A 24,026-nucleotide genomic window follows, 5' to 3' on the forward strand; every position below is an offset into this window, starting at 1 on the left:
CTTGTAGGAGCGGCTTCAGCCGCGATCGGGGCATCGTTCGCCTGCGCCGACTTCAGGTCGCGGTTGAAGCCGCTCCTACCGAAGCAGGACACCAGGAGCAGGTGCGAGGGGCTTTGCGCGGAAGGTCACCACCAGGACATCCCGGTGCGAGGGGACGGTCGGGTCCAATGGCGTCACCGCAGTCACGCCATGAAAGACCCGGGCGTCGTCGACCAGCGCGGCGTCCAGCGCCCGGGTCAGGGTGAAGCTTCCCAGTTCACGGCCGTCGCCGGCATGGATCGTTGTGGTCCCGCTCGCAATGTTCTCGCGGTCGATGAGCAGCACCAGTACGTAGTCGACCCCATCCCGATGCATGCCTTCAGGGGTTGGCTGGCCCGGATTCCCGGCATCGGCTTCGATCCGGAACTGGTGGACCTCGATTTTCCAGGCAGGTGGTGGCGTAGCTTCGATATGTTCGAACACCGCACGACTGAAATCGATGATCGTGGACAGGCATGGGTGCGCGGCCACCTCCGGCAGTACCGGCTCGAACCATCGCTCGATGCCTCCCTGCAACCGGTTGTAATCCACGCTCTGGTAGTGCGGCTGATGCGGCTCCGGTCTCACCGGGGCGCCTGGCGAGGCAGAAAACACGCAATGGCGGCGGCGACGCTGGCGTCCGGTGGCAGCGAGGTAGGTGTCGACGCCGAGCCCGTTCCAACTGGCGACAAATCCGTCCCAGTCATGGAGTCCGCCGAATCCTTCAAGCAGCGTGCGGGTCGCGGCGTGGCCGACGAAGGCAAAGCCGTCATCCCGGACAGCGGCTTCGAGTGATTGCGCTGTATGGGCCGGAAGTTCGCTCACGCGCTACTTCCATCCGAGGCGCGCATCCACCCACCATTGCGCGGCGGTGCCGCGACGAACTGCAGGCACCAGCAGGCAACTTCGAGGTTCATGGAAAAGCCCGCACAGGGAAGAAGGAAAGATTATCCGAAAACGACGACGGCGCCTTCTGGCGCCGTCGTCAAAACACACCGGAAGACCACTACTCCGCCGCCGGTTCCGGCGCCATCATCCCGTCGCGGGCGGCGCGGAATGCATTGCCCTCGTACCAGTTCGGCCACTGCTCGCCACCGGCAAGGACCTCGCCTACGCCGTAGAGCGCCTGCAGGTCCTCGACCACGCCATCCATGTTCCAGGCTGGATCGAACTCGTCGGCAGGCTTGTGGTACCGGTTGTCCCGATAGTCGAGGTGCGCGGCCTGGCCCGCGTCAACGCCGCCGTCCACCAGTTCCTCGCCACCCTTGGCGTACAGCGCCGGCACCCCGGCCTTGGCGAAGTTGAAATGGTCGGAGCGGAAGTAGAAGCCGCTCTCGGGCGTGGCCTCGGCGTGCAGCACGCGGCCCTGCCCGTCGGCGACCTGCTTGAGCACGTCCTCCAATTCGGAGTTGCCCAGCCCGACCACGGTCATGTCGCGGGTGGGGCCGATCACCGGCATCGCGTCGAGGTTTATCACCGCGACGGTCTTGTCCAGCGGCACGCTCGGGTGGGCGACGTAGTACTTCGACCCGAGCAGGCCGGACTCCTCCAGCGTCACCGCCAGGAACAGCACCGAACGTTCCGGCGCCGGCTCCTGCGCGACGAAGGCTTCGGCTATCTCGAGGATGCCGGCAATGCCGGTCGCGTTGTCGATCGCACCGTTGTAGATGCTGTCGTCGCCAGCCGCCGCCTCGCCCTCGTGGCCGTGGTCGCCGAGGTGGTCCCAATGGCCCATGTAGATCACCGCTTCGTCCGGTCGCTCGCTACCCGGCAGCCGTGCCAGCACGTTCTGCGAGGACTTCTCGGTGGTGGTGCTCTCGAGGTCGAGTGACAGCGTGGCGTCGAGAGCAATGGGCTTGAAGCCCGGCGTGTTGGCGGCCTTGTACAGATCGTCCAGGTCGTGGCCGAGATCGCCTAGCAGCGTGCGTGCGGTGTCGCCGGTGATCCAGCCCTGCGCTGGCAGGCGTGGTTCGGGGTCGTCCGCGGCCGGAAGGTCGAACTGCGGGCCGGACCAGGAGTTCTCGACCACGTCCCAGCCGTAGGACGCGCCCTCGGTGTCGTGGATGATCAGCGCGGCGGCGGCGCCCTGGCGCGCGGCCTCCTCGTACTTGTAGGTCCAGCGGCCGTAATAGGTCATCCGGTTACCCTCGAACAACCCGGCGTCTTGCGTATGGAAGCCCGGATCGTTGACGAACATGACGACCGTCTTGCCCTTGACGTCGATCCCGGCGTAATCGTTCCAGCCCAGCTCAGGCGCGTTGACGCCGTAGCCCACGAACACCAGCTCGCTGCCGTCGATCTGGACCTGCGGCTTGCCGCTGCGGGTGCCGACCATCATCTGGGTGCCGTATGCGAGTTCGCGCGGCTTGCCGTCGACGGTCACGGTGAGCACGGTCGACGGGTCGGCGGTGGTCTCGACCATCGGCACCGTCTGCAAATAGCTGTCGCCGTTACCCGGCTGCAGCCCCAGACGCTTGAACTGGTCGACCAGGTAGGCGACGGTCTTTTCCTCGCCGATGCTGCCCGGCGCGCGGCCGGCGAACGCATCGGACGACAGCATCTGCACGTGCGCGGCGAAATCGCCGGCGGTGATGGCCGGGTCGAATGTGTGGTCGGGTTGCGCGGCGGCCGGCTCCGCGCTCGTCGATTCGACCGGTGCCTCGGCCGGCTTGTTGCAGGCTGAGAGTACGAATGCGGCGGCCATGGCAGTCGCCATGGCGGACAGGGGCGGGATACGGGACATGGAGCCTCCGGAGGCAACTGGACGCCCGATGGTAGCAGCGTCGCAGCGGCCCGCCAGCGCGTGGGGCCCTAGTTCCCGTTCGGCGCCCGGTCTCCTTCGTAAGGCACGGCGGTGGCGCCGGTGACGGGGCCGATCTTCGCGCTCTCGTGCACGTACAGTTCGACCTCGCGTTCGAACACCAGCGCCCCGTCGACCCGCGCATTCGGACCGATGATTACCCGCGGATCACGCTTGCGGAAGCTGATCCACGACTGCTGCGGCTTCTCGTAGTGGATGCCGCCGTGCACATGCGAATCCGCGCCGACGGTGAGGTCGGCGGTGACGGTCTCGATGTCGCCGATGACCTCGGTCCCGACCAGGCCGATCGATCCGTTGACGGTTTCGATTCCGCCGCCGATCTTGCTCCCGCGGTCTACGAAGATGCCGCCATTGACGCTTTCGATGTCCCCTTCGAGTTGCAGCCCGGTACCGACCTGGATGCCGCCATTGACGGTCGACAGGCTGCTTGCGTGGACGTCGTTGCCGACCTCGATTCCGCCATTGACGGTCTCGGCGTCCTCGATCCGCGCGCCGGCTCCGATCCCGATGCTGCCGTTGACGGTGTCGACGTCGCCGGCAACTTCGGCGGCGGCGATGTCGATGGAGCCGTTGACCTTGCTGTGGTCGTCGGAGGCGAGCGCCACCGGGGCGGTGGTGAGCAGGGCCAGCGAAAGGGCGAGGGCGAGGCGTTGGACGGTCATGAGGAGTCGGTCCCGGGTCGGTGAATGTATGGTCTGGGATGCGCGCAGCGGGGAAAGGGTTTACCCGGCGGCCCGCAGGTTCGGCTTCGCTACAATCGGGGGCCTGCCCGAACAACCGGAAGCCCCACCGTGCCAGCATCCCCCGTGTCCGCCCCGCCGGCGCCTGCCATTCGTCCCGTCGTGCTGCTGATCCTCGATGGTTGGGGACACCGCGAAGAGACCGCCGACAATGCGCTGGCCCAGGCCCGGCTGCCGAACTGGGACGCGCTGCTGGCCGCCGCACCCAACACCCTGATCCACACCGAAGGCCGCCATGTCGGCTTGCCGGACGGGCAGATGGGCAACTCCGAGGTCGGCCACATGAACCTCGGCGCCGGCCGCATCGTCTACCAGGACCTGACCCGGGTCGACGCGGCGATCGAGGACGGCAGCTTCTTCGCCAACACCGAGTTGCGGGCCGCCTGCGCCGCCGCCAGGGCTGGCGATGCGACCCTGCACCTGCTCGGCCTGCTGTCGCCGGGCGGTGTGCACAGCCACGAGGACCACATCTTCGCGATGATCGACCTGGCCCGCCGGGAAGGCGTGCCGAAGGTCGCCGTGCACGCCTTCCTCGATGGCCGCGACACGCCGCCGCGCTCGGCACGGCCGAGCCTGGAGAAGTTGCAGGCCGCCTGTGACCGCGCCGGCAACGCCCGCATCGCCAGCATCTGCGGGCGCTACTTCGCGATGGACCGCGACCAGCGCTGGGATCGCCAACGCCTGGCCTGGGACGCGATCGTCGAAGGTGTCGCGGAACAGCACGCCGATGATGCGCTGAGCGCGCTCGACACGGCCTATGCGCGCGGCGAGAACGACGAGTTCGTCGCCGCCACCGTGATCGGCGCGCCGGCACCGATGGCCGATGGCGACGCGGTGGTGTACATGAACTTCCGCGCCGACCGCGCCCGCCAGCTGGCCGCGGCGTTCGTGTCCCCGGGCTTCGACGGCTTCCAGGCACGCCGCCCCGCGCTGTCGCGATTCACCTGCCTGACCGAGTACGACGCCAAGCTGCCGGCGCCGCTGGCGTTCGCGCCGGACGACCTGCGCAACACGCTCGGCGAGGTGCTGGCCGACCACGGTATCAGGCAACTGCGCATCGCCGAAACCGAGAAATACGCCCACGTCACCTTCTTCTTCAGCGGCGGTCGCGAGGACCCTTACGCAGGCGAGAGCCGGATCCTGGTGCCAAGCCCGAAGGTCGCGACCTACGACCTGCAGCCGGAAATGAGCTGCCCGGAAGTCACCGCACGCCTTGCCGCGGCGATCCGCTCGGGCGACATCGACGTCGCCATCTGCAACATCGCCAATCCCGACATGGTCGGCCACAGCGGCAACCTCGCGGCGGCGGTACAGGCGGTCGAGGCGGTCGATGTCGCGATCGGTGCGGTGGTGGCGGCCGTGCGCGACACCGGCGGCGCGCTGCTGCTGACCGCCGACCACGGCAATGTCGAGATGATGCGCGATCCGGTCTCGGGCCAACCGCACACCTCGCACACCGTCGGCCCGGTGCCGCTCGCGTACCTCGGGCCGCGCGCAGCCGACCTGCGTAGTGGCGGCGCCCTGCGTGATGTCGCCCCGACCCTGCTCGACCTGCTGGGCCTGCCGCAGCCGGCCGAGATGACCGGCCAGAGCCTGCTGCTGGACCGTGACGCGGACCGGTCGGCCGGCTGATGGCGCGGATCGTCGCCGCTGTCGCCGTACTTGTCGCCTGCCTGGCGGCGACGCCTGCGGTCGCCCAGAGCAGCCGCGAAACCGAGAAAAAGCTGCAGACGGTCAAGAAGGAACTTAAGTCGGTCGCCGCCGAACGCCGCGAAATCGAATCCAAACGAGGCGCCGCCACCCGCGAACTTCGGGCCGCCGACGAACAGGTCGCCGCCTCGAACCGCGAGCTGCGCGCCGTCCAGCAGCAACTGGCCAGCAACGAGGAAAAACTCGCTGAATTGCAGCAACGCCGCACCGCGCTCGAGGGGACGCTCGGCAACCGCCGCGACGAACTCGCGGGCCTGCTGCGCGCCGCCTACGCCCAGGGCGACGCGGCACCGTTGAAGCTGCTGCTGGCGCAGGACCGCGTCGCCGATGCCAATCGCCTGCTGACCTACCACCGGTACGTACAGCAGGACCGTGCCGAGCGGATCCGGACATTGACCGGCGAGCTGGCCGAACTCGATGCAATCGAACGCGAGATCGCAGCCCATCGCGCCGAGCTCGAGGCCATCCGTGAACGCCAGCGCGAGCAACTCGCCAAGCTCGAGCGCGACCGCGAGTCGCGGAAGAAACTGGTCGCCACGCTCGACCAGCGCTACCAGGACAAACGCGGCCGCGAGCAGGCGCTGGGCCGTGATGCCAAGGGACTTGAGAAAGTGCTGAAGCAATTGCGCGCCGCCGCTGCCCGCGCCGAAGCCCAGCGCCGCGCCGCTGCCGAGAAGGCCGAGCGCGAAGCCCGCGAGGCCCGCGAAGCCGCCCGCCGCGCCGGCCAGCCGGCCCCTTCGCCATCCCGCAAGCCCGTCGTCGCCACCGGCCCCGCGGTCGGCGGTGCCGGCTGGCCACTCGCCGGCACCCTGCTCGCCGGCTACGGCGCCAAGCTGCCGGACGGTCGCAAGAGCGAAGGCCTGCTGATAGGCGCCAATGCCGGCAACACGGTCAAGGCGGTCGCTGACGGCACGGTGGTCTACGCCGAATGGATGAGCGGCTTCGGACTGATCCTGATCGTCGACCACGGCAACGGCTATATGAGCCTGTACGCCCACAACGACGCGCTGCTGCACGATGCCGGCGATACGGTCAGCCGCGGCGATGCGGTCTCCACCGTCGGCAGTTCCGGCGGCCACGGCCGTCCGGCGCTGTATTTCGAGCTGCGCCGCAATGGCGAGCCGGTCAATCCGGGTACGTGGCTGGATCGTTGATTGCGTGGATGCATCGGCTTTTACGAAACTTTCCGTTCCCGCCCGCCAGGATCGGGACTGAACCGTCGCTCCGGCCCGCAACAGCACCGGTCGGAACGAACCCGGGCCGCGTGCGGTCCGAGCTCCATCGCTTCCGGAGTCACTCCATGCCCCTGCGCCACCTCATCCCGTCCGCCCTTGCCATTGCGTTGCTGTGTGCCATCGCTCCCGCTCTCGCGCAGGACGCGGCCCCGGCCGAGCCGGTCGAGCCGACGCAGACCGCCCCCGCCGATGCGCGTGCCGCCATCGCTGCCGGGGAAAGCGCGGCCGACGGCGGATCGAAGATCCCGCTCGACGAGATCCGCCGTTACGTCGCCGTCTACAGCGCGGTCAAGGCCGCCTATGTCGAGCCGGTCGACGACGAGCAGCTGATGCATTCGGCGATCCGCGGCCTGCTGCTCGACCTCGACCCGCACAGCGCCTACCTCGAAGGCGACGCGGCGGAGAACTTCGAGGAGCAGTCGCGCGGCAACTACGACGGCATCGGCGTGGAAATCTTCCGCCAGCCCGATGGCACCCTGCGCGTGATCGCGCCGATCGACGACACCCCGGCCAAGCGGGCAGGGGTCAAGGCCGGCGACCTGATCGTGGAGATCGACGGCAAGCGCCTGACCGGCGGTGACGACGACGAGTCAGCGCCATTGCGCGGCGAACCCGGGACCTCGGTCGAGCTGACCATCGTCCGCGATGGCGTCGATGAACCGCTGCAACTCACCGTCGAGCGCCAGACCATCCGCATCGCAAGCGTGCGCAGCCGGATGCTTGAGCCGGGTTATGGCTATGTCCGGATCAGCGCCTTCCAGGCCGATACCGCCGCCGACTTCGAACGCCAGCTGGCGCAACTGTCGGAACAGGCCGGGGGCCAGCTGCGCGGGCTGGTGATGGACCTGCGCAGCAATCCCGGCGGGCTGCTGACCGCCGCGGTGCAGATCGCCGATTCCCTGCTCGAGGATGGCGGCATCGTCAGTACCCGCGGCCGGATCGCGGTCAGTGACGCGGTATTCAGCGCCACCCCGGGCGATCGCATGAATGGCGCGCCAGTGGTGGTGCTGGTCGATGCCGGATCGGCCAGCGCGTCGGAGGTTCTGGCCGGCGCACTCAGCGACAACGGCCGCGCCCGCGTGGTCGGCAGCCGCACCTTCGGCAAGGGCTCGGTCCAGACCCTGTTGCCGCTCGACAACGGCGACTCGGTCAAGCTCACCACGGCGCGGTATTACACGCCCAGCGGCAAGTCGATCCAGGCGCTGGGCATCGTGCCCGACGTGGTGCTGCACGCGAACGGCGACACGGAGAACGGCGGTCCGGCGCCGTATTCCGAAGCCGACCTGCCCGGCCATCTCAGCGGTGACGGCGAGGACCAGCCGGGCGTCAACGCCGGTGACGTGCTCGAAGGCGACACCTATATCACCGCGGCGCTGGCCGAACTGAAGAAGCAGGTCGCGACCGCGAAGCCTGTTCCGAAGGGCTGAGCCGCGCCGCCGGATCCGTCCGGAATCCCCGGCTCAATAGCCGCGCGTGCGCCGCATCCGCCGCGCGATCCCGGCCCGTGCGAGCAGCGCGAACCCACCGCCGAACGCGAAGCCGGCCAGATGCGCCGACCACGCGATCGCGCCAAACGCCGGGCCGATGAAGGTGAAAACCACCTGCAGCAGCGCCCACACGCCGATCAGCAGCGCCGCCGGTACCTTGACGAACTGCAGGAACAGCCCCAGCGGCACCACGACCCCGAGTCGCGCCCCGGGGAACAGCGCCAGGTAGGCGCCGATCAGTGCCGACACCGCGCCGCTGGCACCGATGATCAGCCGGTCCGGGGTTGCGATCGCGATCACCGCGGCGAGGTTGGCGACTGCCCCGCCGAGCAGGAACAGCAACGCGAACCGCCACGAGCCCATCGCCCGTTCGGCCGGCAAGCCGAAGATCAGCAGGAACACCAGGTTGCCGAGCAGGTGCGCCCAGTCGGCATGCAGGAACAGCGCGCTGACGAGCCGCAGCAGGCTGTCGTCCTGGAACGCCTGTCGCCAGCCGGTCGGAGTGCCCAAGCCACCCGACAACGCGCCCCAGTCGAGCAGCAACGCGCGCTGCTCGGCATCGGGCAGCAGGGTCAGCCAGGTGAAGCAACCCCACAGTCCCGCGAACAGCAGCGGGGTGGCCCAGCGCAGCGAGGACTTATGGCGGGAAGGGATCGCTATGAACATGAATAGGCAGCAGTTGATCCGCTTGGACATCATGCCCGCGATCGGGGTCGCACAGGCGGGGTTGTTAGCGCGGGGTTAAACGCTATAGTGCAGACGGCGCCGTATGGCGGCAGCCCCGACGCCCGCCGGCGACCGGCACCGTCGGCGTTGCAGGCAGGCCATAAAAAACAGAACGCCCAACATGACACGCCAATTGGAGACTACAAGCATGCAGCACGCACACCGCATTTCCCGCCTGTCGGCGCTCGCGCTGGGCATCACCGGTGCCCTGGCGCTGGGCCAGGTCCACGCGACCGGTTTCCAGATCCGCGAAAACAGCGTCCAGAACCTCGGCCGCGCCAATGCGGGCACCACCGTTGCCCAGGATGATGCATCCGTCGTCTCCAACAACCCGGCCGCGATGACCAACCTCGACCGCACCACCGTGCAGGTCGACCTCACCGTGATCGACCTGACCGCCGAGTTCAACGGCTCGGCCACCAGCGCCTTCGGCACCCCGGTGTCGGGTGGCGACGGCGGGGATCCGGGCGAGCCGACCGCGGTGCCGGCGATGGCCGTGGTGGTGCCGTTGAGCGGCGCATTCGAAGGCCTGACCGTCGGCGCCAGCATCAACGCGCCGTTCGGCCTGAAGACCGAATACGACGCCGACTGGGTCGGTCGCTACAACGCCATCACCTCCGACCTCAAGACCATCGACCTGACCTTCTCGGCCGCCCTGCAGCTCGACGAGCACCTGTCGATCGGTGCCGGCCTGATCTACGAGCGCGCCGAGGTCACCCTGTCCAACGGCATCGACTTCGGTACCGGCCTGGCCGCCCAGGGCGTGCCGGGCTTCGCGCCGGGTTCGGCGGACGGCCAGGTCGCGTTCACCGGTGACAACAACGGCATCGGTTACGTCTTCGGCCTGCAGTACCGCGTCAACGACCAGCTCGCGTTCGGCTACTCGCACCGCTCCGAGATCGAGCATGATCTCGAGGGCAACGCCGACTTCACCGTGCCGGCCAGCGCCGCGGGCTTCTTCAATGCGTTCGGCATCCACACCTACGACGATGGCGCGATCTACGCCCCGCTGACCAACCCGGCCGTGCACACCGCGAGCGTGCAGTACGACTTCAACGATCGTTTCCGCATGATGGCCGACTACCAGCGCACCAACTGGAGCTCGCTGGAGTCGGTGGACATCTACCGCGCCAACGGTACCCCGATCGGCCAGGAGCCGTTCAACTGGCAGGACACCTCGATGTTCGCGGTGGGTGGCGAGTACGACATCAGCGAGACGCTGACCCTGCGCGCCGGCGTCTCGGCCGACGAGTCGCCGACCAACGACGAGGCCCGCACCCCGCGCCTGCCCGACAACGACCGCATGCTGTACTCGATCGGCCTGGGCTGGAACGTGTCGGACAACCTGACCATCGACGCGGCCTACATGAACATCCAGATCGACGATCCGTCGGTCGACGTGCTGTCCTCGAGCAGCTCGCGCCTGGTCGGCGAGTTCAACGGCCATGCCGACCTGTTCGGTATTTCGGCGCGCTACAAGTTCTGATCACGCGTCACGCCGAAAAAAAAGCCCCGCTCCGGCGGGGCTTTTTCGTTGCAGGGCGAAACAGCTACTCGCCCAGGGTCAGCAGTGACGCATTGCCGCCGGCGGCGGTGGTGTTGATGGTCACCGTCTTCTCGTTGGTGAAGCGCGGCAGGTAGTGCGGGCCGCCGGCCTTCGGACCGGTGCCCGACAGGCCATGGCCACCGAACGGCTGCACCCCGACCACCGCGCCGATCTGGTTGCGGTTGACGTAGCAGTTGCCGACGTTGATCTTCGCCGCGATCTTCTCGACGGTCGCGTCGATCCGCGAGTGCACGCCCAGGGTCAGGCCGTAGCCGGTGCCGTTGATCGCTTCGATCACCTTGTCCAGTTCCCCGGCCTTCCAGCGGATCACGTGCAGCACCGGGCCGAACACTTCCTTGTCGAGCTGGTCGAGTGACTTCAGCGCATACGCGCGCGGGGCGAAGAAGCTGCCATGCGCGGTGCTGTCGTCCATCGCCACGGTCGCGATCGGGGTCGCCTCGCGGTCCATCCGCTCGGCGTGCGCCTGCAGCATCTCCAGTGCATCCTCGTCGATCACCGGGCCGACGTCGGTCGACAGCAGTCCGGGGTCGCCGACGCTGAGCTCGGCCATCGCACCGGCCAGCATGGTGGTGACCTTGTCGGCGATGTCGTCCTGCACGAACAGCACGCGCGCGGCCGAGCAACGCTGGCCGGCCGAGGTGAACGCCGAGCTCATCGCGTCCTTGATCAACTGCTCCGGCAATGCGGAAGAGTCGGCGATCAACGCGTTCTGGCCGCCGGTCTCGGCGATCAGCACGCCGATCGCACCATCGCGCGAGGCCAGCGCGCGGTTGATCGCGTTGGCGGTGTCGTTGGAGCCGGTGAAGGCGACGCCGGCGATGCGCACGTCCTTGGTCAGCCCGGCACCGACCGTCATGCCGTCGCCGGGCACGAACTGCAGCACGTCCTCCGGCACGCCGGCCTCGTGCAGCAAACGGGTGGCGTAGTAGCCGACCAGGTTGGTCTGCTCGGCCGGCTTGGCGATCACGCTGTTGCCGGTCGCCAGCGCCGCCGCGACCTGGCCGATGTAGATCGCCAGCGGGAAGTTCCACGGGCTGATGCAGACGAACACGCCGCGGCCGGACAGCTGCAGCGTATTGGTCTCGCCGGTCGGGCCGGGCAGCGCCTCAGGGGTGAACATCTTGCGCGCCTGGCAGGCGTAATAGCGCAGGAAGTCGACTGCTTCGCGGACTTCGCCGACGCCGTCGGGGATGGTCTTGCCGGCGTCCTTGGTGCACATCGCGATGAACTCGGCCATGCGCGACTCGAGCAGGTTGGCGGCGTGCTCGAGGATCGCCGCGCGGCTCGCGGCCGGGGTCGTGTCCCACTTCGGCTGCGCAGCCACGGCGTTCTGCAATGCCTTCTCGACCGTCTCGGCGTCGGCCGGCAGCCACTGGCCGACGACTTCGCGGCGGTCGGCCGGGTTGGTCACCGGCAAGCGCTCGCCGGCCGGCTTCGCGCCCGGCACCAGCGGTTCGGCGAACCAGTCGTCGCGCACCGCGGCGTTGACCTGCTCGGCGAGCGTGCGCAGTTTGTCGTCGTTGGCGAGGTTGACGCCCATGGAGTTGCTCCGGTCGCAGTATTTCATTGAGTTGGCGTGGCTGCGGTACAGGTCGACCGGCAGCGCGATGCGGGGGTGCGGGATGGTCTCGAACGCGCAGACCGCCTGCACCGGGTCGCGGATCAGGTCCTCGATCGGGACGTTCTCGTCGGTGATGGAGTTGACGAAGCTGGAGTTGGCGCCGTTCTCCAGCAGGCGCCGCACCAGGTATGGCAGCAGGTCTTCATGGCTGCCGACCGGGGCGTACACACGGCAGGGAACGTCAAGCCGGTCGGCCGGGATCACCTCGGCGTAGAGGTCGTCGCCCATGCCGTGCAGCTTCTGGAACTCGAACGCCAGCTTGCGTCCGCCCAGGTTCGCCATCCGGTGCACGGTGGCGATGGTGTGGGCGTTGTGGGTGGCGAACATCGGGTAGATCGCGTCGGTCGCGTCCAGCATTCGCCGTGCGCCGGCGAGGTAGGACACATCGGTGTTGGGCTTGCGCGTGAACACCGGGTAGCCGGGGTGGCAATCGACCTGGGCGCGCTTGATCTCGCTGTCCCAGTAGGCGCCCTTGACCAGGCGCACCGGGATCCGGCGGCCGGTCCGGCGGGCGAGGTCGGCGATGAAATCGATCACCTCCAGCGCGCGCTTCTGGTACGCCTGGATCGCCAGGCCGCAGCCTTCCCAGCCTTCCAGTGACGCATCGGCATAGGCGCCGGCAAATACGTCGAGCGACAGTTCCAGGCGGTCGGCTTCCTCGGCGTCGACGGTGAAGCCAATGCCGTGCGACTTGGCCAGTTGCGCCAGTTCCAGCACGCGCGGGGTCAGCTCGGCCAGCACCCGGGCGCGCTTGGCGTGCTCGTAGCGCGGATGCAGGGCCGACAGCTTCACCGAAATGCTTGGCGTGCCGAAAATTTCCCTGCCATGGAAGTCGCCGCTGGCGCCGATCGCGTGGATCGCCCGCCGGTAGGCCTCCATGTAGCGCAGCGCATCGGCTTCGGTCAGCGCGGCCTCGCCGAGCATGTCGTAGGAGTAGCGGTACTGCGCGTTGCGACCCTTGGTCGAGCGCGCGAGCGCGTCGGCGATGGTCTGGCCCATCACGAACTGGTGGCCCATGATCTTCATCGCCTGGCGCACCGCCAGCCGGATCACCGGTTCGCCGACGCGGCCGACCAGCCGCTTGAACGCGTTGTGGACATCGCGCTTGGTGTCGTCGGCCAGGTCGACCAGGTGGCCGGTCAGCATCAGGCCCCAGGTCGACGCGTTGACCAGCACCGAGTCGGACTTGCCCATGTGGCGCTTCCAGTCGGCTTCGCCGAGCTTGTCGCGGATGAGCTTGTCGGTGGTTTCCTCGTCGGGGATGCGCAGCAGCGCCTCGGCCACGCACATCAGCAGCACGCCTTCCTCGCTGCCGAGGTCGTACTGGCGCATGAAGGCCTCGATCGCGTCCTGGTCCTGCGCGCGCGCGCGGACCCGGGTGACCAGGTCGGCCGCGACCGCCTGGGCGGCGGTGCGCTCGGCCTCGGGCAGGCGGGCCTGCTCGACCAGGCTGTGGACGTGCGCGGTCTCGTCACGGACCCAGGCGGCGGTGATCGCCGCGCGCGGGCCGATCGGCGGGGCCGGCAATTCGGGGCTGATCAGCACCCGCGTCCGCGGGTTGGCGGGCGGGCCTTGGTGGAGGGTGGAATCGGTGGACATGGGACCCGCAGGAAACCGTGGAAAGGCGCATAGTCTAGGGCTTGCGGCACCCTTCGCGCGTGTGCGTGGAACGGCGGCTCGCGTGACGGCATCCGTGAACTGCGACCGGTGTCGAAAAGGCGCATGCCGGAGGCCGCGTCCAGGGCTTCCCGGTGCTGTCGGCGCGCGGTCGCCGGGCCTGCCACGGCTTGCTGCAAACCGGCCCGGCGGCTACCATTTACCGGCTATCCATCGCACCAATGGGCGCTTTGTCCCGGGTGTGGCGAGTCCCGCTCGGGCTCGCAGCCACCTCTCCATTGACCATCCTGCGCCGGCAAGGCGCGCGGCGGCGGGAGTGGCGGCTTGCGGAAAATGAAAACCTAACCAATTGATTATCAAGCTGATCCTGGGGCTCGAACCAATGAAAGCCGGTCGTATCAAACAGTGGGCAGCGGGTGTGGCGATGATCGCTTCGCCGTTCGTTGCGTTCGCACAGAGTGCCGACCCGGAGCGCTGGCAGCTCAACATGGGGCGTGGCGTCACCCATCTGTCGAACAACGCCTACGAGGCGCACATGATGGCGCTGTGGATCTGCGTCGCGATCGGCCTGCTGGTGTTCGGTGCGATGGCGGTCGCGATGTTCCGGTTCCGCAAGTCAAAGGGCGCGGTGGCTGACCGGGACTTCGTCCACAGCACCAAACTGGAGATCTTCTGGACCGTGATTCCGGTGGTCCTGCTGGTCCTGATGGCGGCGCCGGCGACCAGCAAGCTGATCGACATGTACGACACCCGCGCCTCCGAGATGACCGTCAAGGTCACCGGCTACCAGTGGATGTGGAAGTACGAATACCTGGGCCAGGACGTCGAGTTCACCAGCCGCCTGGCGCGCGAGAGCGACGCGGTGCGCCAGAGCGGCGTGCAGCCGACGATGGCCGCCAACCCGAACTACCTGCTCGACGTCGACAACATGCTGGTGCTGCCGACCGACACCAAGATCCGTTTCGTGATCACCGCCGACGACGTGATCCACGCGTGGTGGGTGCCGGCGCTGGGCTGGAAGCAGGACGCGATCCCGGGCATCGTCAACGAGGCCTGGACCGACATCTCCACCCCTGGCATCTACCGCGGCCAGTGCGCCGAGCTGTGCGGCAAGGACCATGGCTTCATGCCGATCGTGGTCAAGGCGGTGCCGCCGGCCGAGTTCGAGCAGTGGCTCGCCGCGCAGAAGGCCCCCGTGGCCGCGCCGGCGCCTGCAACCCCGGCCGAGCCCGCACCGGTCGAGCCGCAGCCCGAATCCGACACCGACGCCACCGACAGCGCCACCGCAGTCGCGGTCGCCGGCTGATCGCACGCACTTCCGCAGTCCAGAATCCCATTTGAGGTAGCCCATGGCCACCACGCACGCCGCCACCGCCGACCACCACGATGACCATGCCCACAAGCAGGGCTTCATCGAACGTTGGTTCTTCTCGACCAACCACAAGGACATCGGCACGCTGTACCTGGTCTTCAGCTTCCTGATGTTCATCGTCGGCGCGGCGTTCTCGGTGATGATCCGCACCGAGCTGCTGCAGCCCGGCCTGCAGCACATCGAGCCGTACTTCTTCAACCAGATGACCACCATGCATGCGCTGGTGATGATCTTCGGCGGCATCATGCCGGCCTTCGTCGGCCTCGGTAACTGGATGATCCCGCTGCAGATCGGCGCGCCGGACATGGCGCTGCCGCGCATGAACAACTGGTCGTTCTGGATCCTGCCGTTCGCCTTCACGATGCTGCTGATGACGCTGTTCCTGCCGGGCGGCGCGCCGGCCGGCGGCTGGACGCTGTACCCGCCGTTGTCGCTGCAGGGCGGTTCCAACGTCGCCTTCGTGATCTTCGCCATCCACATGATGGGCATCAGCTCGATCATGGGCGCGATCAACATCATCGCCACCGTGCTCAACATGCGCGCGCCGGGCATGGACCTGTTGAAGATGCCGATCTTCACCTGGACCTGGCTGATCACCGCGTTCCTGCTGATCGCGGTCATGCCGGTGCTTGCCGGCGCGGTCACCATGCTGCTGACCGACAAGTTCTTCGCCACCTCGTTCTTCAACGCGGCCGGCGGCGGCGACCCGGTGATGTACCAGCACATCTTCTGGTTCTTCGGGCATCCCGAGGTCTACATCATGATCCTGCCGGCGTTCGGCATCGTCAGCGAGATCATCCCGACCTTCAGCCGCAAGCCGCTGTTCGGTTACCAGGCGATGGTCTACGCGACCGCCGCGATCGCGTTCCTCTCGTTCATCGTGTGGGCCCACCACATGTTCACCGTCGGCATGCCGCTCGGTGGCGAGATCTACTTCATGTTCGCGACGATGCTGATCTCGATCCCGACCGGCGTGAAGGTGTTCAACTGGGTCACCACCATGTGGCGCGGCTCGATCACGTTCGAATCGCCGATGCTGTGGGCGATCGCGTTCGTGATCCTGTTCACCATCGGCGGCTTCTCCGGCCTGATGCTGGCGATCGTGCCGGCCGACTTCCAGTACCACGACACCTACTTCGTGGTCGCGCACTTCCACTACGTGCTGGTGACCGGCGCGCTGTTCGGCATCATCGGCGCGGTGTACTACTGGTGGCCGAAGTGGACCGGCCGCATGTACAACGAGGGCCTGGCCAAGTTCCACTTCTGGTGGACCATGGTGTTCGTCAACCTGCTGTTCTTCCCGCAGCACTTCCTCGGCCTGGCCGGCATGCCGCGCCGCATCCCGGACTACAACGTGGTGTTCGCCGACTGGAACTTCGTCAGCTCGATCGGCGCGTTCGGCATGTTCATCACGCCGTTCCTGATGGCGTTCATCCTGTGGCGCTCGCTGAAGACCGGCGCCAGGGCCGAGGCGCGTGCGTGGGAAGGTGCCCTCGGCCTGGAGTGGACGGTCCCGAGCCCCGCGCCGCACCACACCTTCACCACGCCGCCGGTGATCCGTGACGGCGACCTCGCCCACGGCGACATCAGCCACTGAGCGTTCGAGCCCGGCCATGACCCCGACCCCCGCCCCACGCCAGGATGACGCCGCACGCCGCAAGGCCGTGCGTCGCACCGCGCTGTGGATCGGGTTGATCGCGGTCGGGATCTACGTCGCCTTCATCCTCAGCGGGGTGCTGGGGCAATGAGCGCGCCGCAGCTCCCCGACAAGACCGGACCGCGTCCGACGCCCAAGCCCAGCGCCGGCCTCGCCAAGATGCTGGTGGTGGCGGTGCTCGCGTTCGGGTTCGCGTTCTCGCTGGTGCCGCTGTACCGGATCGCCTGCGAGAAGCTGCTCGGCGTGCGCCTGGAAGGTGCGGCCGCGGTGGATGTCGGGCAGGGTGCGGTCAATGCGAACCGGATGGTCACCGTGCAGTTCGACGGCGGGGTCAATTCCAAGCTGCCGTGGGAGTTCAATCCCAACCAGCTGACCATGCAGGTGCATCCGGGCGAGCTGTACGAGACCACCTACTACGCGCGCAACACCAGCGATCGCACGATCGTCGGCAGCGCGGTGCCCTCGGTCGCCCCGGCACGTGCATCGGGTTATTTCAGCAAGACCGAGTGCTTCTGCTTCACCGCGCAGACCCTGCGGGCCGGCGAGGCCCGCGACATGCCGGTGCGCTTCATCATCGATCCGGATTTGCCGGAAGACGTCAGCACGGTCACCCTGTCGTACACCTTCTTCAAGAACACCGAACTCACCGCGCGGGCCGCAGGCGTCCACGCGGTGGGCGCGACCCCGGCCTCCGCGCCGTAAGCACCACTGACTCCATTGAATAACGGAAGCACCGCCATGGCCCAAGCCCATACGCCAGACGCCAATGTCTACTTCGTGCCGCACAGCAGCCGCTGGCCGTTCCTCGGCTCGATCGCGCTGTTCGTGACCATGGTCGGTTTCGGCGGCTGGCTCAACGAGAGCGGCTGGGGCCAGACGACGTTCTTCATCGGCATCGCCGGCATGATCGCCGTGTTGTTCTTCTGGTTCGGCGACGTCATCCGCGAGTCGGTCCGCGGCCACTACAACCGCCAGGTCGACGTCTCGTTCCGGATGGGGATGGTGTGGTTCATCTTCTCCGAGGTGATGTTCTTCGCCGCGTTCTTCGGTGCGCTGTTCTACACCCGCCAGTACGGCCTGGCGTGGCTCGGCGGCGCCGGTGACGGCATGGCCACCAACAACCTGCTGTGGGAAGGGTTCACCAGCGCCTGGCCGACCAATGGCCCGGGCAATGTCGGGGGCCAGTTCCAGACCATCCCGGCGTGGGGCCTGCCGCTGCTCAACACCCTGATCCTGCTGACCTCGGGCGCGACCGTCACCGCGGCGCACCACGCGCTCAAGGCCGGCCACCGCAAGTCGTTGCTGGTGTGGCTTGGCGCCACCGTGCTGCTGGGTTGCGTCTTCCTGTTCTTCCAGGCCGAGGAATACATCCACGCCTACAGCGAACTGAACCTGACCCTCGGCTCGGGCATCTACGGTTCGACGTTCTTCATGCTGACCGGCTTCCACGGCCTGCACGTGACCCTCGGCACCATCATGCTGGCGATCATCTGGTTCCGCTGCCTGAAGGGTCATTTCGACAAGGACAACCACTTCGCGTTCGAGGCGGTGGCCTGGTACTGGCACTTCGTCGACGTGGTCTGGCTCGGGCTGTTCCTGTTCGTCTACGTGCTCTGATCCGGCGCAAGGCGCCGACGGGCCCCGGTCCGGGTCGAATCCGGGGGGCCCGCCAAACAGGCGGCCATCGGCAACCGCGCTCGGCGCGGTTGCGGTGTTTCCGGGATCCGCCTAGGCGGTGACGCCGTGGAACTCGATCCAGCCCATCTTGTGGGCGAGGACGATCAGCAGGATCAGTGCAATGGACAGCACGACGCGACGCGTCAGCGCGTTGACCGTGCGCTTGCTCTCGCCCTTGTCGACCAGCATGTAGTACAGGCCGGCCCCGAGGTTCCACAAGATGAGAATCAGGAAGGCGACGATCAACAGGGTCTTCATCAACATGCTCCGACGCGACGGCGCCCAGTACGACACGCCAATTGCGCGCCTGCCCGGATTATCGCAGCCGGCCGCGATGCCCGCATGAGCCGCAACGCCAGCTTCATGCTGCTGTGGGCGTTGGCGGTGGCGACGATCGCGCTGTTCGCCCGCCTGGGCTTCTGGCAACTGGACCGCGCCGTCGAGAAGCAGGCGATGCTCGATACCGCCGCACGGGTGTTGGACAACCGCGAAGTACACCCGCTGTCGGCTGCGTCCGATGCCTCGCGTGCCGAGGCCTACGACTGGGCGGTCGGCCGCGGCAGCTTCGATGGCCGCCCGGCGCTGCTGCTCGACAACCAGCAACGCGACGGCCGGGTCGGCGTGCACGCCTACCGCATCTTCCAGCCCGATCGTGGAGGCCTGTTGCTGGTCGACCTGGGTTGGCTGCCACTGTCCGGCGACCGCGCGCTGCCGACGGTTCCGCGCCCGCAAGGAACGATCGAGCTGCGCGGCCTGCTCGCGCCACCGCCCTCGACCGGCATCGCGCTCGGCCCCGGCCTGATGCGCGAGGGCGAGAACTGGCTGCTGACCCGCATCGACATGGATGCGATTGCCCGCGAGACCGGCCTGTCGGTGCCGCTGGCGCCGCGCGTGCTGCGGCTGGACCCGACGATGCAACTCGGTTACGAACGTGACCTCGAGCTGCTCGCCAATACCCTCACCCCGGACAAGCATCGCGGCTACGCGGTGCAGTGGTTCGGGCTGGCACTGACCGTGCTGGCCACCGCGATCCTCCTCACGTTCCGCTCGCTGCGCAGCCGTCGCGCACGCCATCGACAAGGCCGACCATGACCACAGACACGCCGCCCATCGCCCCCACCGCGCGCAACCGCAACCGTGGCATGCTGATCGCGATCGTCGCGCTGTTCTTCGGCAGCATGCTGGTGGCCGGGATCCTGCGCTTCTCTGGCTGGACCCCCGAAGGCCGCAAGAACCACGGCGTGCTGCTCGACCCGCCGGCCGACCTGCGCTCGGTGGTGCCGAGCCTCGCCGATGGTGGCGAATACCACTGGAACCCGGACGCGAGGACCTGGCGCATCGCGGTGGCGCCGCCCGCCGATTGCGGAGCGGCGTGCGCGACCCTGGCCGAACAGCTCGACACTGTCTGGCGTCTGTTCGGCAAGGATGCCGACCGCGTCCACCTGTTGTGGGTATGCGGCACCGCCGGCTGCATGCCGCCCGACGGCGCGCCGCGGCCCCGCACGCTGCACCTGCTGCAACCCGACCCGCGCCTGCTCTCGGCGCTGCCGCCCGGCGACGGATCGGCCGTCGACCCCGCGACCCCCGGCGCAGTCCCGGTGTACGTGATCGACCCGAATGGCTTTGTCATTCTGCGTTACGCTCCGGGCTTCGATCCCGTCGGCCTGCGCGCGGACATGGCCAAGTTGCTGAAACTGATTTGAGCCCCACGAGATCCGAATGAGCGTCGCTCCCAATGAACCAGGCCGGCCCGCCACGGCCGCCACCACCGCACGCGTGACCCGACCGGCCCGCCATTTCCATCGCCTTGCGTGGCTGGCCGTGGCATTGGCACTCGGGGTCATCGTGTTCGGGGCCTTCGTGCGCCTGTCCGACGCCGGGCTCAGCTGCCCCGACTGGCCGACCTGCTATGGCCAGGCCGCGTGGCCGACCGCAGTCGACCAGGTCGGCGACCACGCCGCCACCGCGATCCGGCCGGTCGATACCAGCAAGGCCTGGCGCGAGCAGTTGCACCGGATGATCGCCGGTGCGCTCGGCGTGCTGGTGCTTGCGCTGGCGTTGCTGGCCGCGCGCAAGCGTCCGCACGGGGCCGCGCAGGTGCTCGCGGCTTCGGCGCTGGTCGCCATCGGCATCCCGTTGTACATGCACGAACAACACGTCGCGGCCTCGGTGCTGGCGATACTGGCAGAGGCGACCCTGCTGTTCGCGGCATGGCGCTGGAGCAACACCGATCTCGCGCGGGTCGCCACGCTCACGCTGGCGGTGATCATCTTCCAGGCCCTGCTCGGGATGTGGACGGTGACCTGGCTGCTGAAGCCGGTGGTGGTGATGGGCCACCTGCTGGGGGGGCTGCTGACGTTCTCGCTGCTGGTGTGGATGGCATGGCGCGCGACCAACGTGCCGATACGGCTGGCCGAGGCGACCCGGGTCCGGCAACTGGTGGTCCTCGGGCTGGTGCTGCTGGGCATCCAGATCGCGCTCGGCGGCTGGACCAGTGCGAACTATGCGGCGCTGGCCTGCGCCACCGATTTTCCCAAGTGCGTGGGCCAGTGGTGGCCACCGACCGACTTCTCCGAGGGCTTCGTGTTGTGGCACGGCATCGGCGCCGATTATGAAGGCGGGCTGCTTGGCGGGGCGGCGCGGATAGCGATCCAGATGACCCACCGGATCATGGCGCTCGTGGTGTTCGTGTACCTGCTCGGGCTGGCGGCGAAGCTGTTGCGCACGCCGGGAATGCGCGGCTGGGCGAGCCTGCTCGGCCTGTTGACGCTGGCCCAGGTCGGCCTCGGCATCGCCAACGTCAAGCTGGCATTGCCGCTGTGGACCGCGGTCGGCCACAACGCGGGCGCGACGCTGCTGCTGTTCGTGCTCGTGTCGTTGCTGGCGCGCCTGCGCTCGCCGGAGGCGTGATGAGCAGCACCGCGCGACAGGCCGCCCGGCAGTACTGGGACCTGACCAAGCCGCGGGTGGTCGCGTTGATCGTGTTCACCGCGGCGATCGGCATGTTCCTCGCCGTGCCGGGGCTGCCGCCGGCGAAGGAATCGGTGCTCGGCTTCCTCGGCATCTGGCTGGCCGCGTCCTCGGCGGCGGCGATCAACCAGTTGCTCGATGCGCGCATCGACGCGCAGATGGCGCGCACTTCGTGGCGGCCGATCGTGGCCGGCCAGGTCAGTCCGCGGCAGGCGCTGGTGTTCGCTCTGCTGCTGGCGGCGCTGTCGATGCTGGTGCTGCTGGTCTGGGTCAACGTGCTGACCGCGGTACTGACGTTCGCCTCGCTGATCGGATACGCGGTGGTCTACACGGTGTTCCTCAAGCGCGCGACGCCGCAGAACATCGTGATCGGTGGCATCGCCGGTGCCGCGCCGCCGCTGCTGGGCTGGTCCGCGGTGACCGGCATGACCGGGCAGTGGGACTGGGCGCATGCGCTGCTGCTGGTGCTGATCATCTTCGTCTGGACCCCGCCGCACTTCTGGGCGCTGGCGATCTTCCGCCGCGCCGACTACGCGCGCGCGATGGTGCCGATGCTGCCGGTCACCCACGGCGTCGAGTACACCCGCTGGCAGATCCTGTTCTACACCGTGCTGCTGGTGATCGTGACGGTGCTGCCGTGGATCATCGGCATGAGCGGCAACTTCTACCTCGGCGGCGCGCTGATCCTCGGGCTGGTGTTCATCTGGCACGCGTGGAAACTGATGGATCCGCCGGACGAGCTGTATGCGATGAAGGTGTTCAATTACTCGATCGTGTACCTGATGGCGCTGTTCGCGTTCCTGCTGGTCGACCATTGGCTGCTGCCGTACCTGCAGCCGGGGGATGCCGGGCTCGCGCTGCAGCGACTGGGCGGATGAGCGAGCGGGAAACCACGCCACAGGGCGATGCCGCGCCGCACCTGCGCGACAACGCCAGCACCGATGCGCTGCCGGTCGCTCCCGCGCTGGGCGTGAGCCTGGATGCCGCGCGGATGCCGCGGCGCTCGACGCTGGTGGAGCCCCGGATCCTGTTCATCGCCGCGTTGGCGATCGCGCTGGGCGTGGCCGCCGCACTGGTCGCGCAATTGCTGGTGGCGCTGATCGCGGTGGTCACCAACCTCGCGTTCCACGGTCGCTGGTCGCTGCAGGAGGTCTCGCCGGCGACCCACCAGATGGGTGCATGGGTGATCTTGGTGCCGGTGATCGGTGGACTGATCGTCGGGCTGATGGCGCGCTGGGGCTCGGCCGCGATCCGTGGCCACGGCATCCCCGAGGCGATGGAGCAGGTGCTGCTCAACGAGTCGAAGATCCCGCCGCGCATCACCTTCCTCAAGCCGGTGTCGTCGGCCGTGGCGATCGGCACCGGCGGGCCGTTTGGTGCCGAGGGTCCGATCATCGCCACCGGTGGCGCGCTGGGGTCGTTCCTCGGCCAGTTGCTGCATGTCACCGGCGGCGAGCGCAAGGTGCTGCTCGCGGCCGGCGCGGCCGGCGGCATGGCGGCGATCTTCGGGTCGCCGATCTCGGCGGTGATCCTCGCGGTGGAACTGCTGCTGTTCGAGCTGCGACCGCGCTCGCTGATCCCGGTGGCGCTGGCCGCGGTGGTCGCCACCGGCGTGCGCTACGCGATGGTCGGTACCGAGCCGGTGTTCGCGATGCCCGACATCGACCAGCCCGGCGGCCTCGCGTTGCTGAGCTACGTCGTGCTCGGCGCGCTGGTAGGACTGGTGAGTGTCGGTGTGACCCGGGTCGTGTACGGCATCGAGGATGCGTTCGAGAAGCTGCCGGTGCACTGGATGTGGTGGCCTGCGATCGGCGGCCTCGCGGTTGGCGTGATCGGTTACTACGCGCCGCTGACGCTCGGCGTCGGCTACAGCAACATCGAGGACATCGTCTCCGGCCATTTCGCGGTCGGCGCGCTGGCCCTGTTGTGCGTGGCCAAGTTCGGTTCGTGGGCGATCGCGCTGGGCAGCGGGACGTCGGGCGGCACGCTGGCGCCGTTGTTCACGATCGGCGGCGCGTTCGGTGCCTTGTGCGGGTTTGGCCTGGTCGCGGTAGCCCCGCAGCTCGGGGTCGACCCGCGCATCGCCGGACTGGTCGGGATGGCGGCGATCTTCGCCGGTTCATCGCGCGCGCTGCTGACCTCGGTGGTGTTCGCGTTCGAGACCACCCAGCAGGCGGCCGGGCTGTTGCCGTTGCTCGGCGGGTGCGTCGCCGCCTACCTGGTCTCGGCGCTGATCATGCGCAACACGATCATGACCGAGAAGATCGCGCGCCGCGGTGTGCGCGTGCCCAGCGAGTACGCCGCCGACCACCTGCAACTGGTGACGGTAGGCGAGGCGTGTTCGCGCGAGGTGGTGTCGCTGAAAACCAGTGACGACCTCGGCACGATCCGCCACTGGATGGCGTCCGGTCGTCCGGAGGCGCAGCATCAGGGTTTCCCGGTCATCGACGACAACGGTCAGGTACGTGGAGTGATCACCCGTCGCGACCTGCTCGATCCGTCGCATCCCAACATCCGCCGGATCGGCGACATGCTCACGCGCGCACCGGTGGTGGTGCAGGAAAGCCATTCGCTGCGCGAAGCCGCCGACCACATGGTCGACCAGGACATCGGCCGGCTGGTGGTGGTCGGCGCCGAGGCACCGCACCCGCTGGTCGGGATACTGACCCGCGGCGACCTGCTGTCGGCGCACGCGCGTCGGCTCAAGGAAGCGCACCAGGCCGGGCGCCACATCCGCATCCGCGAGAGCCTGCGGCGTCGCGCCGCCGGCAGGCGGTCTGTGTGAGATAGCCGCGATCTGGAACCGGT

The 24,026-nt window shown here is 68.1% G+C and carries 20 protein-coding genes; 14 read left to right on the forward strand and 6 right to left on the reverse strand.

Annotation, left to right across the window (positions count from 1 at the left end; all coding sequences use genetic code 11):
- Positions 1-75: 75 nt before the first annotated feature.
- From ACT9F5_RS10180 to ACT9F5_RS10190, 3 genes are all read right to left on the reverse strand, one after another.
- On the reverse strand, positions 76-843 hold the full coding sequence (locus tag ACT9F5_RS10180) for a 2OG-Fe dioxygenase family protein (protein WP_445119844.1): 768 nt from the start codon (positions 841-843) through the stop codon (positions 76-78).
- A 181-nt stretch (positions 844-1,024) separates the two neighbouring features.
- Positions 1,025-2,761, reverse strand: a complete 1,737-nt coding sequence (locus tag ACT9F5_RS10185; RefSeq protein WP_445119845.1) for a M28 family peptidase — start codon at positions 2,759-2,761, stop codon at positions 1,025-1,027.
- A gap of 68 nt (positions 2,762-2,829) precedes the next feature.
- Complete coding sequence (locus ACT9F5_RS10190) at positions 2,830-3,501, reverse strand: hypothetical protein (protein WP_445119846.1); 672 nt, start codon at positions 3,499-3,501, stop codon at positions 2,830-2,832.
- A 129-nt stretch (positions 3,502-3,630) separates the two neighbouring features.
- Here ACT9F5_RS10190 and gpmI point away from each other — a divergent pair, with 129 nt between their 5' ends.
- The 3 genes from gpmI to ACT9F5_RS10205 all read left to right on the forward strand — a co-directional run bounded on the left by gpmI (position 3,631) and on the right by ACT9F5_RS10205 (position 7,951).
- Positions 3,631-5,211: a 2,3-bisphosphoglycerate-independent phosphoglycerate mutase gene (gpmI, locus tag ACT9F5_RS10195; protein ID WP_445119847.1), complete on the forward strand. Its 1,581-nt coding sequence runs from the start codon at positions 3,631-3,633 to the stop codon at positions 5,209-5,211.
- Entirely contained in the window at positions 5,211-6,443 is a 1,233-nt protein-coding gene (locus tag ACT9F5_RS10200) for a peptidoglycan DD-metalloendopeptidase family protein (protein ID WP_445119848.1), read from the forward strand. Before gpmI ends, ACT9F5_RS10200 begins: the two co-directional genes overlap by 1 nt.
- A gap of 146 nt (positions 6,444-6,589) precedes the next feature.
- Positions 6,590-7,951, forward strand: a complete 1,362-nt coding sequence (locus ACT9F5_RS10205) for a S41 family peptidase (protein ID WP_445119849.1) — start codon at positions 6,590-6,592, stop codon at positions 7,949-7,951.
- A gap of 33 nt (positions 7,952-7,984) precedes the next feature.
- Here the strand turns inward: ACT9F5_RS10205 and ACT9F5_RS10210 are convergent, their stop codons facing one another.
- Positions 7,985-8,677: a rhomboid family intramembrane serine protease gene (locus ACT9F5_RS10210; RefSeq protein WP_445119850.1), complete on the reverse strand. Its 693-nt coding sequence runs from the start codon at positions 8,675-8,677 to the stop codon at positions 7,985-7,987.
- A 208-nt stretch (positions 8,678-8,885) separates the two neighbouring features.
- On the opposite strand from ACT9F5_RS10210, the gene ACT9F5_RS10215 reads away from it, so the two are divergent.
- On the forward strand, positions 8,886-10,223 hold the full coding sequence (locus ACT9F5_RS10215) for an outer membrane protein transport protein (RefSeq protein ID WP_445119851.1): 1,338 nt from the start codon (positions 8,886-8,888) through the stop codon (positions 10,221-10,223).
- 64 nt (positions 10,224-10,287) lie between these two features.
- On the opposite strand, the gene putA is transcribed toward ACT9F5_RS10215, so the two are convergent.
- Positions 10,288-13,524: a bifunctional proline dehydrogenase/L-glutamate gamma-semialdehyde dehydrogenase PutA gene (putA, locus tag ACT9F5_RS10220; protein ID WP_445119852.1), complete on the reverse strand. Its 3,237-nt coding sequence runs from the start codon at positions 13,522-13,524 to the stop codon at positions 10,288-10,290.
- Between the two features lie 400 nt (positions 13,525-13,924).
- On the opposite strand from putA, the gene coxB reads away from it, so the two are divergent.
- From coxB to ACT9F5_RS10245, 5 genes are read left to right on the forward strand one after another with little or no spacing between them, the layout of a single operon-like run.
- The gene (coxB, locus tag ACT9F5_RS10225; RefSeq protein ID WP_445119853.1) at positions 13,925-14,848 is read left to right on the forward strand and encodes a cytochrome c oxidase subunit II; all 924 of its coding nucleotides are present in this window, start codon (positions 13,925-13,927) and stop codon (positions 14,846-14,848) included.
- A 43-nt stretch (positions 14,849-14,891) separates the two neighbouring features.
- Positions 14,892-16,511: a cytochrome c oxidase subunit I gene (ctaD, locus tag ACT9F5_RS10230; RefSeq protein ID WP_445119854.1), complete on the forward strand. Its 1,620-nt coding sequence runs from the start codon at positions 14,892-14,894 to the stop codon at positions 16,509-16,511.
- A gap of 16 nt (positions 16,512-16,527) precedes the next feature.
- Complete coding sequence (locus ACT9F5_RS10235) at positions 16,528-16,662, forward strand: hypothetical protein (protein WP_445098985.1); 135 nt, start codon at positions 16,528-16,530, stop codon at positions 16,660-16,662.
- Positions 16,659-17,273: a cytochrome c oxidase assembly protein gene (locus tag ACT9F5_RS10240; RefSeq protein WP_445119855.1), complete on the forward strand. Its 615-nt coding sequence runs from the start codon at positions 16,659-16,661 to the stop codon at positions 17,271-17,273. Before ACT9F5_RS10235 ends, ACT9F5_RS10240 begins: the two co-directional genes overlap by 4 nt.
- A gap of 36 nt (positions 17,274-17,309) precedes the next feature.
- Complete coding sequence (locus ACT9F5_RS10245) at positions 17,310-18,188, forward strand: cytochrome c oxidase subunit 3 (RefSeq protein WP_445119856.1); 879 nt, start codon at positions 17,310-17,312, stop codon at positions 18,186-18,188.
- Between the two features lie 111 nt (positions 18,189-18,299).
- Here ACT9F5_RS10245 and ACT9F5_RS10250 read toward each other — a convergent pair whose 3' ends face one another.
- Positions 18,300-18,506, reverse strand: a complete 207-nt coding sequence (locus ACT9F5_RS10250; RefSeq protein ID WP_445119857.1) for a twin transmembrane helix small protein — start codon at positions 18,504-18,506, stop codon at positions 18,300-18,302.
- An 84-nt stretch (positions 18,507-18,590) separates the two neighbouring features.
- On the opposite strand from ACT9F5_RS10250, the gene ACT9F5_RS10255 reads away from it, so the two are divergent.
- From ACT9F5_RS10255 to ACT9F5_RS10275, 5 genes are read left to right on the forward strand one after another with little or no spacing between them, the layout of a single operon-like run.
- Positions 18,591-19,340 (forward strand): SURF1 family cytochrome oxidase biogenesis protein, encoded by a 750-nt coding sequence (locus ACT9F5_RS10255; protein WP_445119858.1) that lies wholly within the window; start codon positions 18,591-18,593, stop codon positions 19,338-19,340.
- Positions 19,337-19,951, forward strand: a complete 615-nt coding sequence (locus ACT9F5_RS10260) for a hypothetical protein (RefSeq protein WP_445119859.1) — start codon at positions 19,337-19,339, stop codon at positions 19,949-19,951. Before ACT9F5_RS10255 ends, ACT9F5_RS10260 begins: the two co-directional genes overlap by 4 nt.
- 16 nt (positions 19,952-19,967) lie before the next feature.
- Positions 19,968-21,158, forward strand: coding sequence for a COX15/CtaA family protein (locus ACT9F5_RS10265; protein ID WP_445119860.1), 1,191 nt, complete (start codon positions 19,968-19,970; stop codon positions 21,156-21,158).
- Positions 21,158-22,096, forward strand: a complete 939-nt coding sequence (locus ACT9F5_RS10270) for a heme o synthase (RefSeq protein ID WP_445119861.1) — start codon at positions 21,158-21,160, stop codon at positions 22,094-22,096. The genes ACT9F5_RS10265 and ACT9F5_RS10270 overlap by 1 nt, the downstream gene beginning before the upstream one ends.
- The gene (locus ACT9F5_RS10275) at positions 22,093-24,003 is read left to right on the forward strand and encodes a chloride channel protein (RefSeq protein WP_445119862.1); all 1,911 of its coding nucleotides are present in this window, start codon (positions 22,093-22,095) and stop codon (positions 24,001-24,003) included. The genes ACT9F5_RS10270 and ACT9F5_RS10275 overlap by 4 nt, the downstream gene beginning before the upstream one ends.
- Positions 24,004-24,026: the final 23 nt, after the last annotated feature.

The sequence above is a fragment of the Lysobacter sp. F6437 genome (assembly GCF_052547215.1).